A 15973-nucleotide genomic window follows, 5' to 3' on the forward strand; every position below is an offset into this window, starting at 1 on the left:
AGCGTGCTTTTTTATTGTCCTAAGCTGACGTCAGTAGCAAATTTATTTAAACACCACCGTCTTGTGTCCGTTGAGCAAAATGCGATGCTCGACAAAGTATTTGACCGCACGCGCCAACACCACGCACTCCACATCACGACCAATAGCCGTCAAGGTAGCTGGATTCATCGCATGATCGACACGCTCTACGTCTTGCTCAATGATAGGACCTTCATCCAGATCGCCCGTCACGAAGTGTGCAGTAGCGCCTATCAGTTTCACGCCACGTTCATGCGCCTGATAGTAAGGCTTCGCACCTTTGAAGCTAGGCAGGAAGGAGTGATGAATATTGATCGCGCGTCCCTGCAAGGCTTTGCACATTTCGGGCGACAGAATTTGCATGTAACGCGCCAGCACGACCAGATCGATCTCTGCGCCCTTGGCGATTTCCAATACACGCTCTTCTTGCGCACGCTTGGCTGATTCCGGCGCACCGGCGGCCAATGGCAAATGATGGAAGGGAATGTTGTAGCTCGCAGCCAATTGATAAAAATCAGTGTGATTGGAAACGATGGCTGGAATTTCTACCGGCAGCAGACCGCTTTTGTAGCGGAACAGCAAATCGTTCAGGCAATGACCGATCTTGGAAACCATCAGCATCACACGCGGCTTTTTCTGTGCATCGTGTAATTGCCAGTTCATCTGCATCGTATCGGCCAGCGCGGAAAAATTACTGCGCAAGGTTTCATCGCTCAGCGATTTTTCTTCTGCAGAAAAATACACACGCATGAAAAAAAGCTTGGACTGTGCATCGCCAAACTGCGCCGACTCAATGATGTTGCAACCGTGTTCGGCGAGGAAACCCGAGACGCGTTGAACAATGCCGCGTTGATCCAGGCAAGATAAATTAAGGATGTATTCCGGATGCATGATAGTGGTCCGACTGACTAAGGAAGCGCTTGAGCATCAAGCGAGGCCATGCATTGTCGCACGGCTTACTATCAGAGACAAAAACTGGATGGAAATCGAACGGCAACAGCCCATTGTCAGCACCCATGCAGGTGCCGACAACAGGCATCAGGATTACCGTTGAGGATTAAACGCTTTTTGCTACCGCTAATCCTTTAGGTGGCGTCATCGTACCGCCGACTTGCACATCACCTGCAAGTTGTCCGCCTTCTTCGATTACGACATTGCCGTAACGGATTTTGCCGGAGACTCTGCCGGATGCATAAATCACCAGTTTCTGGCGCACAGTCAGTTCACCATCGAAGGTGCCATGAATCTCGGCGATATCGATGCCGGCTGAACCTTTGAACGATCCATCCTTGGCAATCTGGATCACGCGCGAATCCATCGTTGCTTCAACAAAACCTTCTACCACCAAGGTGTCGCAATCGGTGATCTCAACGCCCTTCAGTTTAATGTTCGGGCCAACAATCAGCTTGCTGCCCACTTCATTGATGCTGGCTGCTGGCGCTTGGCTTGGTGTATTGAAACCACCAACAGAAGAAGATGGTTTATTAAAAGCGGAACCGGACGTGCTTGAATTTGACATAGAAGATGATGAGTTAGCGGTGCTCAGCGGTGGGTTTGGCGTATTGGATTCTCGCTTGCCAAAAAGCGTGTCAGATCGAAGCATGAAATCTCCTGAAAATAATTGTCGCAATGACGTAATAAAAATTGAGTGAATACGCTTGCAGCGTCAGCAGACCATCGCGCGTAACGACGTTGCGGCAACTCTGTTTTGCGCTCTGGAAATACAACTTGTAAATGAGCAATGCCCACTACGTCGCATAACCACCGGTTGGTGTGTCAGTCGTTTTTAAAGTTCACATTTGTTACATTTTTATTAAAAAATTTATCTGCTTAAATTTTAGGCAGATAAATTTCCTCATCACATAGCAAAAGAAATACGCATCGACATAAAAAATACGTCACCTCATGACGCATAAAATATTTACACGATGGTGAAAAAATTACACCCTTCAAAAAAACACGTCTCAATAAAAGCTATCTTTACAAACAGCTCGGCCTGTCACACAAGCGTTACATACGCAGTCCATACTCAAAATCGCACTACGCTTGACAATTACCCCTCAACAAGTAATCTAGTGCTGACCAATAAAAATAAATTCTCAGGGAGAGAACATGACTGACACACAGGCCTTCCAGGAAATGCCAGAGGGCAATCCTCAACCATCCAATGCAGCGATACGTTTTTCATTCAGTGGGACAGGCGGTGAATACTTCCGTATCTGGATCGTCAATCTACTGTTTTCCATACTCACACTTGGCATTTATTCCGCCTGGGCCAAGGTGCGCAGAACCAATTACTTCTATAACAGCAGCAGCGTCGCCGGATCGAGTTTTGAATACCATGGCAATCCGGTAGCAATCCTGAAGGGACGCATTATTGCTGTCCTCCTGATCGTGATTTACAACCTGGCATTTGAGATGTCGGACATCATTGGCTTATCAAGCGTTCTTGTGATGATGCTGGTTGCTCCGTGGCTGATATGGAAAAGCCTGCAATTCAAACTGTATAACTCCAGCTATCGTGGTATCCGCTTCGGCTTCCGCGGCCAGTTGAAACACGTATACAGGGTATATTTGCTGTTACCTATCCTGACCATGCTCACGGCCTTCATACTTGCGCCGTTTACACATCAACGCATGAAGAAATTCCAGCATGAAGAAAGCCGATTTGGCACCAGCCATTTCTCTTTTACCGGCCCAGTTGGTAAATTTTACAAAGCCTATCTATTGGTCTTTGCCATCTGGTTGGCTGGCATCATCGTCGTCTTGCTCACAATCGGTAGTTCACTGTTTGCACTCATTACTGCCGATGGCATGGATCGTGACGATGCGGCTAATGTCGGTATGGGAATTGCGGTCATCCTCATACTCGCACTTTATGTATGGACGCTTGTACTTTCTCCGATTTTTTCTGCATTGATCCAAAACCTGATCTGGAACAATACGCAGCTCAGTCAACATCGCTTCCAAAGCGATATGAAATGGGGCCGGATGGCCTTTATCGTCATTACCAACATCATCGGCATCATCTGTACGCTTGGTCTGTTTTTGCCGTTCGCACAGATACGTGCGATGAAGTATCGCGTGGAATCGATGTCGCTCATTCCTGATGGCAGCCTGGAAAATTTCATCGCAGCAACGAAAGAGCAAGTATCAGCAACTGGTGAAGGCCTTACTGATTTACTCGACTTTGATTTGTCGCTGTAATCGGCATTGCCTGCAATGAGCGCCATCACGCAGATTCCCGCACTCTATTACGACGGCAAAACGTCACGCGCACATCACGTGACCTTGTCAGTAGATGCGGGGATTGCTACACTCGCCGGCGATGTCGAGCGTCATTGCGCCATCAGCGATTTACGCGTATCCGAACGTGCACGTAATACCAGTCGTAAAGTCACCTTTCCGGACGACGCTTATCTGGAGATCAATGACGCACATACATTCGACTCCTTGCTTGCCGATACCGGCCATCAAGACTCTCTGGTCGTACGTATGCAGCAAAGTTGGCGCGGGACGATCATTGCCGTTCTCGCCACGCTGGTCGTGCTTACCTTCGGTTATTTATATGCATTGCCGCTTGCCGCCGAAGTCATAGCCAAAGCCTTGCCGGAAAAAGTCGAACGCTCCATAGGCGGCGGTATGCTGGACTTTCTCGACAAACGCATACTCTCGCCCAGCCAGTTACCGATCGCGCGACAGCAAGCGATTACAGAGCAATTCAAGCGACTCATACCACCCAAGGAAGGTGTACCGGATTACACGATCATTTTTCGCAAAAGCGAGATCGGTCCGAACGCATTTGCACTGCCGTCAGGACAAATTATTTTGACCGATGAATTGGTGAAGTTAATGAATGACGATGCGCAAATCATGGGAATACTGGCGCATGAGCTTGGACATTTACACGAACGTCACCTGATGCGACGCCTGGTGCAAAGCTCTGCCATCGGTGTATTGGCAACGGTCATCTTTGGCGATGCCTCCGCGATAGTGGCGAATATTCCAACGCTGCTGCTGGATATGAAGTATTCGCGTGATGCGGAACGTGAGGCAGATGATTATGCGATCGCCATGATGAAGGCGAATGGCATTGCCCTCTCGCACATGGCAGATGGCTTTGAAAAACTGAAGAGTAAAACCAGCGAACCATCCTCGCCTTACTTATCCACACATCCATCAACCACGGAGCGGATAGAGCACATACAGAGCGCACAGTAATCTGTAAGCACTGAGAAATATGAGGACGAAAAAAAAGCTGCCAGATCGGCAGCTTTTTTCATTTCAAGTGATTTAGTTACGAACCACTTTTTTGTACTCGTTGGTACGGGTGTCGATTTCAATGATGTCATCGCTGCTGACAAACAACGGCACTTGAACAGTGTGTTGATATGCTTCAACTGCGTTTTCAATGCGTGCTTCTTTCAACACGTTACCGGAAGTATTGCCCTTGACTGCTGGCTCGGAGTAAACGATCTGACGAGCAACGGTAGTTGGCAATTCGACAGAAATTGCTTTGCCGTCATAGAAAACCGCTTCGCATTCCATGCCGTCTTTCAGGTAATGCAGTGCATCACCCAGGTTTTCTTCTTCGATTTCGAACTGATTGTATTCTTCGTCCATGAACACGAACAATGGATCAGCGAAATAGGAATAAGTCACAGGCTTTTTATCGAGAACAACGACGTCAAACTTGTCGTCACCGCGCATGACGTTTTCTTGCGGGCTGTTCGTCAGAAGATTTTTCATCTTCCATTTGTAGGTAAAGCCAGTGCGGCTCGAACCGTTAACATCGGAGCGCAATACGATCATAGGCTTGCTATCGATCATAATGATATTACCAACGCGAATTTCTTTTGCAGGTTTCATAGTGTACGTAAAAAGTGGGTTGCATAAAAATCAACTGTCGCCTCTTGGCTTAAAGCGCCACAAGCTCACGTTTGATCGAATTCGGTATAAATTAGCCCGATATTATACCGTCTTCTTGGCATATTCTTAGCGTAGCGTACGAGCGAACTGTATCAAATTACTCGTCATATCCCCGTTTTTCAGCATTTCCTGCTGCCATTCAGTGGTTCTGCTCGCAATTTTAGACATATCCGTCTGAAATGACGACCATAGCGCGGACCAATCCGCTGACGTATTGGCACCCTCCGTACTTATGCCATTCCAGACCAAAGCAAGGTCAATCAAGCTTTCAATATCGACGGCATAGCGCTGCAAAAATGCACGTAGTTTCTTGTGATGCAAGTTTTCATCTTGCGGATAGATATGCCAGATGAAGGGCTTGCCTGCCCACTGCGCACGCACCCAGGAATCCTCACCACGCACAAAATTGAGATCGCAAGCCCATAAAAGCTTGTCGTAATCCGGTTGAGGCACAAAGGGCAATACGCGTACAGTAAGCGCGCCACGTGTAAGTACGGCTCCCGCCTTGGCATCCGTCCCAAGAAATGTCTGAACTGCCTCGCTGGCAACGCCTTCCGGCACCAAGCAAGTAATCCCCGTGCCACCACTCTGCCATACATCGAATAATGCCGAGACTGGCGCGTGCGGATAACAAAACAAGGACACCTTGGTCGACGCCATTTCTACTGACGTCACACCAAATTGCGCAAGAAACGCCGCCATCGCCGCCTGATCGGATTGGAATTGCTGACGTTCTTTTTCCAAAGACGACTCGCGCAGCAAACCACCTGTCTTGCTGGTGAAACCAGGGAAGAAGAAATGTTTAGTCAAAGACAAGCGTGGATGTGGCGAAGGCAAAGTATGGCAACCCTCGACCCATTCTTCCGCAGTCAAACCTTCCAGGTTCAGCCACACTGGACGCGGATTGCACTCTGCCATCGCAGCAATATAGCCCGGCGGGATATCGCAGGCGAAAAACTCAATGACGATATCGGCAATATCGCTGGCAGCAAACACGCCGTCTTGATTGCGCCAATGCCGTACCGTCACATCAGCGACCTGCTGCTCTTCTACGTTGAGGACAACGTCTGGGCAGATGCGCTGAAAGCTAGACAAATCATCTACCCACAAGGTCACGGCAATGCCGTGCTCTTGTTGCAGTTGTCGCGCGAAGCGCCAGCAGATACCGATGTCGCCGTAGTTATCGACGACCCGGCAAAACAAATGCAAGGTTTGTGGAAAGCTCATGCAAACAGTCAGAAATTTAATTCACGCATGATAAACGAAGTATCAATGCGCGCCTGCTGCATCCGCCCCACCAGCTGCTTTGCTGCGCTTGGTAATCCAGATAAAACCGATCAGGCACAGGAACATGATGCCGGACATCCAGAACAAATCAGTTGCCGCCAAGGTACTGGCTTGCACCGTCATCTGCCTATCTATCACCGCCCATGCAGCCTGCTCCGACATTCCACGTGCCATCAAGGTACTCACGGCTTGTGTAAAGGCAGGATTATGTACGCCGGTATATTCAGCCAACTGCGCATGATGCAGAATCGTGCGGTTATCCCACATCGTCGACATCACAGAAGTACCGATACCGCCAAACATAATACGCACGAAGTTAGACAAACCTGCTGCTGCCGGAATCTTGTCTGGTGATTGACCGGACAGAATGATGGACGTCAACGGGATAAAGAACATCGCCATCGCCGCGCCTTGAATCACGGTAGGAATCATCAAGGTCATCATGTCCACATCTTGCGTGAACTGTGCCCGCATGAAAAACACCACCGAGAAAATCAAAAAGGCCGTCGTCGCCACCCAGCGCGCATCGATTTTTGGCAATAACTTACCAACGATAGGCGACAAGATAATCGCAAAAATACCAACCGGCGCCATCACCTTGCCTGCCTCCGTCGCGGTGTAACCGATCTGCGTTTGCAACCACAAAGGCAGAATTACCAAGCTACCGAAGAACAAGCCGTAGGCCACCGAAATCGCAATCACACCACCGCTAAAGTTGCGGCCCTGGAACAAGGATAAATCCACCACCGGATGCTCTTCACCGATTTCCCAAATAATGAAATAGATGAAAGACACCACCGCAACCGAAGCAAGAATAATGATTTCGCCAGAATGGAACCAGTCCAGTTCCTTGCCCTTATCCAGCATCAATTGCAAGGAACCTACCCACAACACGAGTAAGACCAGACCGACTTTGTCGATCGGCAGTTTGTATGTTTTCGATTCACGTTCGCGATAGATAGACCACGTTGCCCATGCAGCAAAAATACCGATAGGAATATTAATGTAGAAGATCCACGGCCATGTGTAGTTGTCCGATATCCAGCCGCCCAACAGCGGCCCCATAATCGGCGCCACCAGCGTCGTCATACCCCAGAACGCTAGCGCCATCCCGCTCTTCGCGGGCGGATAACTGGAAAGCAGCAAGGCTTGCGACAACGGAATCATCGGCCCCGCCACCGCACCCTGCAAGACACGCGCAGCAATCAAAATTTCAATGCTAGGCGCAAAGCCACACAGGCAGGAAGCCAGCACAAACAACAAGATGGAACTGATGAACAGGCGCACCTGACCGATACGTTGCGTCAGCCAACCTGTCAGCGGCACCGAAATCGCATTCGCAACCGAGAACGAAGTAATGACCCAAGTACCTTGTTGCGGCGAGACACCCAGATCACCTGAGATCGCTGGGATCGAGACGTTCGCAATCGACGAATCGAGCACGTTCATGAACACCGCCAGCGACAAAGCCAGGGTGCCTATGATAAGTGGCGTGCCGCTCAGTGGCGGCAACGCAGCGCGAGGAGTAGCGCTCATGGTTTAGTGTTTGCCTGTGGTCGCAGTACTGTTGCTGTTCGTTGCAATGATTTGCGCAACGCGCGCAGCAGCTTGATTGCCTGCATCATCGAACACAGCCGTTTGATAAACCGGCTCAGTGCGTGGTGCTGTCGTCGAGGTCAAGGAAGTGCCTTCCGATTTGGCGACATCCACTTCAACCTGCATAGACAAACCTACCCGCAATGGCCGCTCTTCCAAATCTTTAGGATCCAAAGTAATCCGCACTGGAATACGTTGCACTACCTTGATCCAGTTACCACTCGCATTTTGTGTAGGCAACAGGGCGAAGGCTGCGCCTGTCCCTGCTGAAAGACCAGCAACCTTGCCATGATAGGTAACGCTGCTGCCGTAAATATCAGAAGTTAATGTGACCGGTTGACCGATACGCATCTTGGCAACTTGTACTTCCTTGAAGTTGGCATCAACCCACAAGGCATTCAGCGGCACCACCGACAACAAAGGCGTACCCGGTGCAACACGTTGCCCGACTTGCACAGAACGCTTGGCAATATAACCTGTGATAGGTGCCAGCAAGGTATTGCGTGACAAAGCCAGATAAGCAGCTTGTACCTGCGCTGCGGCGCGTTGCACATTAGGATGCTTAGCAACCGTTGTACCTTCGGTCAATGCTTGGTTCGATGTCAATTGATCGCGTGCTGCTTGCAATGCGGATTCAGCCGCAATGAAGGCAACGCGTGCATGCTCCAGATCTTCTTTTGCTACGGCACCGGTACCGCTCAATTCCTGACGGCGTGCCAGATCATCACGTGCACGTGCAACATCTGCTGTGCGTTGTGCTACAGCTGCACTCAGTGCACCGTTGTTGACGAATAAGGTGCGTACTTCACGCACAGTCTGCGCCAATTGTGCTTCAGCTTGATCCAATGCAACTTGCGCATCACTATGATCCAAATCAACCAAGGGCTTACCAGCTTTTACCAACTCTGTATCGTCAGCATGAATCGCGATCACAGTACCGCTCACTTGCGGTGTTACCTGCACCACATTGCCGGCAACATAAGCATCGTCAGTATCTTCAAAGTGACGCGCATAAATTGCCCACCAGATTCCATAGGCAATCAACAAGAGCGCCAGCAGGACCGACACCGCGATGAGGCGGCGACGACGTTTGCCGTTGGTATTAGGAGTTTCGGCTTCTTTTACTTCTGGGCTGGTCGTATTCATGATGCACTTCTCACGGAGGTGGAAACATTCGAGGGATTGGAGTTTTCTTTTTCAAGACCTTGCGTCTGCGCGTCGAAACCGCCGCCCAAGGCCTTGATCAAACCGATACGCAAGTCACTGCGGCGCGCCTGTGAATCGAGATCGATACGGCGCTGCGATAACCATGTCATTTGCGCTGACAGTACGGGCAACATATTGGTGGTACCGACACGCTCACGCTGTTGCGCCAGTTTCAGATTGTTGGCTGATGCTTGTGTTGCCAATTGCTGCTGTTCACTTTGCAGCGCCGCAGCACGTGACGATTGCACTTGATCAGCCACATCATGCAAAGCTTCAGTTAAAGTCTGGTTATACATCGCGACCAAACCATCGTAGGAAGCAACGCGACCTTTCAGATTGGCGCGCAGGGAACCGCCATCCAAAATCGGCAAACGAATGGCGGGGCCGATACCAACGACGCGGCTACCGCTATTCAACAAATTGCTCAAACCCAAACTGGAGAAACCGGCAAAGGCCATGATGTTGACGTTAGGATAGAACTCGGTTTTGGCAGTATCGATATCGCTTTGTGCTGACTCAACATTCCAGCGTGCAGCAACGATGTCAGGACGACGTCCGAGCAAGGTCAGTGGCAATGCATCTGGCAATGCAATCGCTACTTCGGAAGGTAATGAAGGACGTTCAATTTGCAGACCACGATCCGGACCTTTTCCCAGCAGTGCTGCCAATTGATTGCGCGTCAAGGCAATCGCTTCATTCAATTGCGCACGTTCGGCGCGCAGACTAGCGAGTTGCTGATGCGTTTGTTGATTATCTGTTTGGGTATCTAGGCCGACTTTAAAGCGCAGCTTGGTCAGGCGTTCGATGTTTTCACCAACCGCCAATTGCTCCTGATTCAAATCCAGTTGCGCATACTGGCGCGCCAATTGCACCCAGGCACGCGCCACTGCAGTAGAAATCATCAAGCGCGCATTGTATTGCTCGGCCTGCGCGGCCTTCCCTGCTGACAAGGCACTACGCAATTGGGCCGCATGCTTGCCCCAGAAATCGAAATCGTAAGAAAAATTCAGCGACAGTTCATTGTCCGATTTGTACTCGCCACCCAATGGCGGCGGAATGATGCCGTTCTCGGTATAACGCTGATATGTGCTGCTGGCATTGGCAGACCACGATGGACGGGCACTTGCGCTGGCAGCATCAGCAGCTGCCTTTGCACCGGCGACACGCGCTGCGGCAACTTGTAAATTAGGATTACCTGCGATGGCTTCATCGACCAATGCCTGCAAAGGTGCGCCACCGATAGTTTGCGCCCAGGAAGCATCAGGCCATAGACCGCGCTGTTCTGGCAAGGAAGAAGTCGTTGCATAGTCTGCAGGCTGATTCAGATTCGCGCTGGTGTCGATGCCTTTAAAACTGGCGCAGCCGCTAAGCAAGACAGCAGCACAACTGGCTGCGATCATGCCACGGAAAGAATTTTGGTTTAAACCAGCAGAAAAACGTACAAGGTTTTTCATCATTTGCTCCTGTCTTTCACTTCCTTGCTAACGACTTCCGATGCAGCGCCGTATAACAATTTGCGCAGCAAGCTTCTGAGCGTATTCACTTCTTCGCCACTGAACTCGGCAAAGTTTTCATTGAGCACGCCTACATACAAATCAGGTAATTTATCCGCAAGCTCGACACCCTCTTCCGTCAAACGCAGATTGATCACGCGCCTGTCATCACCACGCGGCATGCGTTGAATCAAGCCACGCTTTTCCAATCTGTCGACCATGCGGGTGATAGATGCCGAATCGATATACAACTCTCGCGATAACTCTGCGGCAGTCGAGTAATTCCCTGAATTCAACATCAGCAACATGCTGCCTTGGGCGTGGGTAATGTCATGCTGCGCCAAATCGACATCGACCGCTTTCGCCAGCTTGGTACGAGCACGCGCCAGCAGGTAACCAACGCTTTCTTCTACGCACCAAGACCCAGACGGGAAATTTTTTTCAAATTTATTCATATACATGCTCAATCAATAACTGCTTAAGTCAATAACTGCCTAAGCAGCCAATTTATCAGCGATTTTATTTTGAAGTGCAAAGAAACCGTTAAAACCAGCCGGATTTAGAATAATTTTGCATGTGTGATGCCAAAAAATGATCAGACTGTCATCTCTTTACAGGCAAGTCACAGCGCTGGACATGCACTAATGACATCTTGGACAGCGGTATTTCAGGTTTGCTCGATAAAAGTCGGAGCAATTCGATTTATCCACCGAGTCTGATTCAGCACGCGAGTTGGCATTTGCATCGCGTGCCCTGGAACCATAAAAATCCATCAGGCCAGATCATGTGGAACCCATTTCTGCACTGCGACACACACGCATGAAAAACCCGATATGTTCGGCGACTTCGATAATGATTTGAAAGTGCATGCACCGCTTGATGCAACGCGAATGATGAGCCTCTATCAAGAAAAATCGAGGCTGCCATAAAAAGACGCTGCGGGCTCACAGCAATATTGTGTACGTCTGAAGAAATAGCTTACTGATTAGCGAAGACAAAACGCTAACGAGCAATTGCATCACCTGCCATGAAAACAATTATCTGCAGTTGCGTGACTTAAAGCGTTCGTGAGAGTTTGTGTAGCAATTCGATATTGAATTGAATAACAGCCAAAACGAAAAAAGCCCTGATATTCAGAGCTTTTTTCATGTCAAAAAAAAAAACGCCACGCATAAACGTGGCGTTTTTAACTTGGCGTCCCCAAGGGGATTCGAACCCCTGTACTCACCGTGAAAGGGTGATGTCCTAGGCCTCTAGACGATGGGGACAGAAACCTGTCCTTGATACTGACCTTCGCAAATTTGACAGTGGCGATAAACAGAAGCCCGCGCACTGATTCTTTGCGTTCCAACCTTGAATGAAAAAAGCCCTGAATAATCAGGGCTTTTTTCATACCAGACGAATCTGGAATTTGGCGTCCCCAAGGGGATTCGAACCCCTGTACTCACCGTGAAAGGGTGATGTCCTAGGCCTCTAGACGATGGGGACAGAAACCTGTCCATACTGACCTTGTACTACTCTGCACTTTGCTGGTGGAGGTAAGCGGGATCGAACCGCTGACCTCTTGCATGCCATGCAAGCGCTCTCCCAGCTGAGCTATACCCCCTCTTGCGCAGAAGCGAGATTATAGCAAAGCCTTTCTCTCTCTGTAAATGCCCTTTTGCAAAAATATTAAAGATATTTTGCGAGACGGGCTAATACGACCTCGCGGCCGAACAATTCAACCACCGCATCGATCGATGGTGTTTGTAATTGTCCAGTGATCAGTAAGCGCAAAGGCATAGCCAATTGCGGCATCTTTAACTGATGTGACGCCAGCACTTCTTTCAGTGCGATGGACAATGCTTCCTTGCTCCACGTCACTGTCTTCAGTTGATCTGCATATTGCACCAGCGCCGGTTTGATCGCATCGGTCACGTGTTGCGTCAACAATGCTGCATCAGGTGCAGGCTGACGATAGAACAGCATGGCTGTTACAGCCAGCTCATTCAATGTCTTGACGCGCTCTTTCATTAAGGCGATGACCGCTGGCAGATCAGGCGCATTATCAAACTGCGCACCCAGGCCTTCCATCATCGGCTTGATCAATCCAGCCAGACGTGTGTTGTCTGCTTGCTTGATATAGTGATTGTTGATCCAGTCGAGTTTTTCCGGATCGAATTGCGCAGGCGATTTGGTTAAATGATCTAAGTCGAACCATTGTGTGAATTGCTCCATCGAGAACACTTCATCGTCACCGTGGCTCCAACCCAGACGCGCCAAGTAATTGAGCATCGCTTCCGGCAGATAACCTTGTGCCGGATAATCCATCACGCTGACTGCGCCGTGACGTTTCGATAACTTCGCACCATCGGCACCCAAGATCATAGGCAAGTGACCGTAATGCGGCAACTCAGCGCCTAGCGCTTTCAGAATATTGATCTGACGTGGTGTGTTGTTGACATGATCGTCACCACGAATAACGTGGGTGATCTTCATATCCGAATCATCGACTGCCACGCAGAAATTGTAAGTCGGTGTGCCATCAGGACGCGCAATCACCAGATCGTCCAATTCGCGGTTGGAAATCGTGATTTGACCTTTAACCACATCCAACCAGGTTACATCGCCTTCAGTCGGATTGCGGAAGCGCACAACCGGCTTACGATCAGCAGGAATCACCGGCAAGGTTTTGCCAGCCTCAGGACGCCATGTACCGTCGTAGCGCGGCTTTTCGCCGGCAGCGCGTTGACGCTCGCGCATCGCTTCGACTTCTTCTGGTGACGAATAACAATAGTAAACAGTACCAGCAGTCATCATTTGCGCGATGACTTCGCGATAGCGATCCATGCGCTGCATCTGATAGAACGGACCTTCGTCGTGATGCAGACCTAACCACTCCATACCTTCGATAATCGCCTGTACGGCTTCCGGCGTGGAGCGCTCAAGATCGGTATCTTCGATACGCAAAACAAAGGTGCCGCCGAAGTGGCGAGCATAGGCCCAGGAAAAAAGTGCGGTGCGCGCACCACCAACGTGGAGATAGCCGGTTGGGCTGGGAGCAAAACGTGTACGTACTGTCATGGCAAATGAAAACGGCTTTGGAGTGCCAAAGCCGTCCTGTATAAAAACGCTATTTTACCGCGTCGCCACTGGTATGGAACAGCATCAACAGCAATATCGGATGCCAGTTCATATAGATTACTTCCTGACAATCACATGACTATATATAGAGCATGTCTGCGTCAACCCGCGCGGCACTGCTAAAATTACGTCTTTATTACCTTATTGATCGCAAGCACCGCCTTATGAGTAATCCATCGCCGCGCAAATTGTTCGTTACAACCGCCCTCCCATACGCCAACGGCGCATTCCATATCGGTCACATCATGGAATACATCCAGGCCGATATCTGGGTGCGGTTCCAACGCATGCAAGGCAATCAAATTGATTTCGTCAGTGCCGACGATGCGCATGGCGCGCCTATCATGATCGCGGCAGAAAAAGCCGGACTCACGCCGCAGCAGTTCGTCGCCAAGATCGCCGCCGGTCGCAAACCGTATCTGGACGGCTTTCATATTACTTTCGACAACTGGCACTCGACTGACGGCCCTGAGAATCATCAGCTGGCGAAACAGGTTTATCTGGATCTGAAAAAAGCAGGATTGATCGCGACCAGAACAGTCGAGCAATTCTTCGACCCGGAAAAAAATATGTTCCTGCCGGATCGTTACATCAAGGGCGAATGCCCAAAATGTCACTCCAAGGATCAATACGGCGACAACTGCGAAGTCTGCGCTGCAGTCTACGCACCTACCGATCTGATCAATCCGTACTCGGCATTGACCGGTTCCACACCTGTACTCAAAAGCTCGGAACATTTCTTCTTCTCGCTCTCCGACCCACGTTGCGTCGCGTTTCTGGAAGAGTGGATCACGGGTAACGACGTCGATGGCAAGCCACATCTGCAAGTGGAAGTCGCCAACAAGGTCAAGGAATGGTTCTCCGTTCGCAGCAATCCGGATGGCACGACTAGCGAAGGTTTGGGCGACTGGGATATCTCCAGAGATGCGCCTTATTTCGGTATTGAAATTCCTGATGCACCGGGCAAATACTTCTATGTATGGCTGGATGCACCTATCGGCTACTTGGCATCGTTGAAGAACTTGCTCGACAAGCGTGGCGAAAATTTCGACATCTATATGGCTGATCCTGCGCTTGAGCAAATTCACTTCATCGGCAAGGACATCGTCAACTTCCACACATTGTTCTGGCCAGCCATGTTGAAATTCAGCGGCCGCAAGACACCTAACAAAGTGTTCGTGCACGGCTTCCTGACCGTCAACAACGGCGAGAAGATGAGCAAAAGCCGCGGCACCGGTTTGGATCCACTGAAGTACCTCAGCCTGGGCATGAATCCAGAATGGCTGCGTTATTACCTGGCGAACAAGCTCAATGCACGCAACGAAGACATAGATTTCAACCAGGAAGATTTCATCGCACGCGTCAACAGCGACCTGATCGGCAAGTACGTCAACATCGCCAGCCGCGCTGCCGGTTTTATTGCGAAGAAATTTGATGGCCGTGTTGTCACCGACTGGGCAACTGCTGACGATGCCTTCATCAGCAAATTGCGCAACGTCGCACCAGAAATTCAAGCTTTGTATGACCAGCGCGAATACGGCAAAGCCCTGCGCGCCATCATGGAACAAGCCGATGCCATCAACGCTTACGTCGATGCCAACAAACCGTGGGAACTGGCAAAAGATCCAGCCAAGAGCGCTGCACTGCAAGAAGTGTGCAGCCGTCTGCTGGAAGCCTTCCGCATCCTGACCATTTATTTGAAGCCGGTCTTGCCTGAATTAGCCAAGCAAGTTGAAGCATTGCTCAACATCGCACCGTTGCAATGGGCTGACGTCAACACACCGCTGCCGAATGCGCATCAAGTCAATCCATACACGCATCTGATGACGCGTGTAGAACCGAAGATGCTGGATGCCCTGTTCGATATGCCTGCAGTTGTGAATGCAACCGTAGGCGTACCGACAGCGGCGACCAATGACGAAGAAACAAACAACTCCACCATCGAAGCACTCGCGCCGGAAATCAAGATCGATGATTTTGCAAAGGTCGATCTGCGCATTGCCAAGATCGTCAATTGCGAACACGTTGAAGGCTCAGACAAATTGCTGCGTTTGACTTTGGATGTAGGCGAAGGTCGCTTGCGCAATGTCTTCTCTGGCATCAAGTCGGCCTACAAGCCGGAAGACTTGATCGGCAAACTGACCGTGATGGTCGCCAATCTAGCACCACGCAAGATGAAGTTCGGCATCTCGGAAGGTATGGTGCTCGCTGCATCTGCCGCTGATGAGAAAACCAATCCTGGCATCTACATCCTGAATCCATGGCCAGGTGCTGAGCCGGGCATGCGCGTCGGCTAAGGATCGCGCCTAGGTTGGATGACG

Annotated in this window: 12 protein-coding genes and 3 tRNA genes; 3 read left to right on the forward strand and 12 right to left on the reverse strand. The window is 50.2% G+C overall.

Translation table 11 applies throughout. The annotated features are described in order from the left end of the window. Positions 1 to 42 precede the first annotated feature (42 nt). Together purU and BQ6873_RS06360 are read right to left on the reverse strand one after the other, a co-directional pair. On the reverse strand, positions 43 to 912 hold the full coding sequence (purU, locus tag BQ6873_RS06355; protein WP_076591895.1) for a formyltetrahydrofolate deformylase: 870 nt from the start codon (positions 910 to 912) through the stop codon (positions 43 to 45). Positions 913 to 1075: 163 nt separating this feature from the next. Next, positions 1076 to 1621 carry a bactofilin family protein gene (locus BQ6873_RS06360; RefSeq protein ID WP_076591896.1) on the reverse strand — a complete coding sequence of 182 codons (546 nt, stop codon included), beginning with the start codon at positions 1619 to 1621 and terminating at the stop codon, positions 1076 to 1078. Positions 1622 to 2130: 509 nt separating this feature from the next. Here BQ6873_RS06360 and BQ6873_RS06365 point away from each other — a divergent pair. Continuing rightward, on the forward strand, positions 2131 to 3225 hold the full coding sequence (locus BQ6873_RS06365; RefSeq protein WP_083664404.1) for a YjgN family protein: 1095 nt from the start codon (positions 2131 to 2133) through the stop codon (positions 3223 to 3225). A gap of 15 nt (positions 3226 to 3240) precedes the next feature. Continuing rightward, a complete protein-coding gene (locus BQ6873_RS06370; RefSeq protein ID WP_076591898.1) occupies positions 3241 to 4239 on the forward strand; it encodes a M48 family metallopeptidase in 999 nt (332 codons plus the stop codon). A 72-nt stretch (positions 4240 to 4311) separates the two neighbouring features. Here the strand turns inward: BQ6873_RS06370 and BQ6873_RS06375 are convergent, their stop codons facing one another. The 10 genes from BQ6873_RS06375 to gltX all read right to left on the reverse strand — a co-directional run bounded on the left by BQ6873_RS06375 (position 4312) and on the right by gltX (position 13592). After that, positions 4312 to 4887, reverse strand: coding sequence for an elongation factor P (locus BQ6873_RS06375; protein ID WP_076591899.1), 576 nt, complete (start codon positions 4885 to 4887; stop codon positions 4312 to 4314). 126 nt (positions 4888 to 5013) lie between these two features. Further along, positions 5014 to 6174, reverse strand: coding sequence for an elongation factor P maturation arginine rhamnosyltransferase EarP (gene earP / locus BQ6873_RS06380; protein WP_076591900.1), 1161 nt, complete (start codon positions 6172 to 6174; stop codon positions 5014 to 5016). Between the two features lie 42 nt (positions 6175 to 6216). Beyond that, the gene (locus tag BQ6873_RS06385; RefSeq protein ID WP_076591901.1) at positions 6217 to 7770 is read right to left on the reverse strand and encodes a DHA2 family efflux MFS transporter permease subunit; all 1554 of its coding nucleotides are present in this window, start codon (positions 7768 to 7770) and stop codon (positions 6217 to 6219) included. A gap of 3 nt (positions 7771 to 7773) precedes the next feature. Further along, positions 7774 to 8976, reverse strand: coding sequence for an HlyD family secretion protein (locus BQ6873_RS06390; RefSeq protein ID WP_076591902.1), 1203 nt, complete (start codon positions 8974 to 8976; stop codon positions 7774 to 7776). Continuing rightward, the gene (locus BQ6873_RS06395) at positions 8973 to 10490 is read right to left on the reverse strand and encodes an efflux transporter outer membrane subunit (protein WP_076591903.1); all 1518 of its coding nucleotides are present in this window, start codon (positions 10488 to 10490) and stop codon (positions 8973 to 8975) included. Before BQ6873_RS06395 ends, BQ6873_RS06390 begins: the two co-directional genes overlap by 4 nt. Beyond that, positions 10490 to 10984: a MarR family winged helix-turn-helix transcriptional regulator gene (locus tag BQ6873_RS06400; RefSeq protein WP_076591904.1), complete on the reverse strand. Its 495-nt coding sequence runs from the start codon at positions 10982 to 10984 to the stop codon at positions 10490 to 10492. Before BQ6873_RS06400 ends, BQ6873_RS06395 begins: the two co-directional genes overlap by 1 nt. A 737-nt stretch (positions 10985 to 11721) precedes the next feature. Further along, a tRNA-Glu gene (locus tag BQ6873_RS06405) sits at positions 11722 to 11797 on the reverse strand. Positions 11798 to 11941: 144 nt separating this feature from the next. Beyond that, positions 11942 to 12017, reverse strand: a tRNA-Glu gene (locus BQ6873_RS06410). Between the two features lie 42 nt (positions 12018 to 12059). Beyond that, positions 12060 to 12135 (reverse strand) — tRNA-Ala (locus BQ6873_RS06415). Between the two features lie 65 nt (positions 12136 to 12200). Further along, positions 12201 to 13592 (reverse strand): glutamate--tRNA ligase, encoded by a 1392-nt coding sequence (gene gltX / locus BQ6873_RS06420; protein WP_076591905.1) that lies wholly within the window; start codon positions 13590 to 13592, stop codon positions 12201 to 12203. A 224-nt stretch (positions 13593 to 13816) separates the two neighbouring features. On the opposite strand from gltX, the gene metG reads away from it, so the two are divergent. After that, positions 13817 to 15949: a methionine--tRNA ligase gene (metG, locus tag BQ6873_RS06425; protein ID WP_076591906.1), complete on the forward strand. Its 2133-nt coding sequence runs from the start codon at positions 13817 to 13819 to the stop codon at positions 15947 to 15949. The last annotated feature ends 24 nt before the right edge of the window (positions 15950 to 15973 follow it).

This window comes from Herminiimonas arsenitoxidans, assembly GCF_900130075.1.
Classification (GTDB): domain Bacteria; phylum Pseudomonadota; class Gammaproteobacteria; order Burkholderiales; family Burkholderiaceae_D; genus Oxalicibacterium; species Oxalicibacterium arsenitoxidans.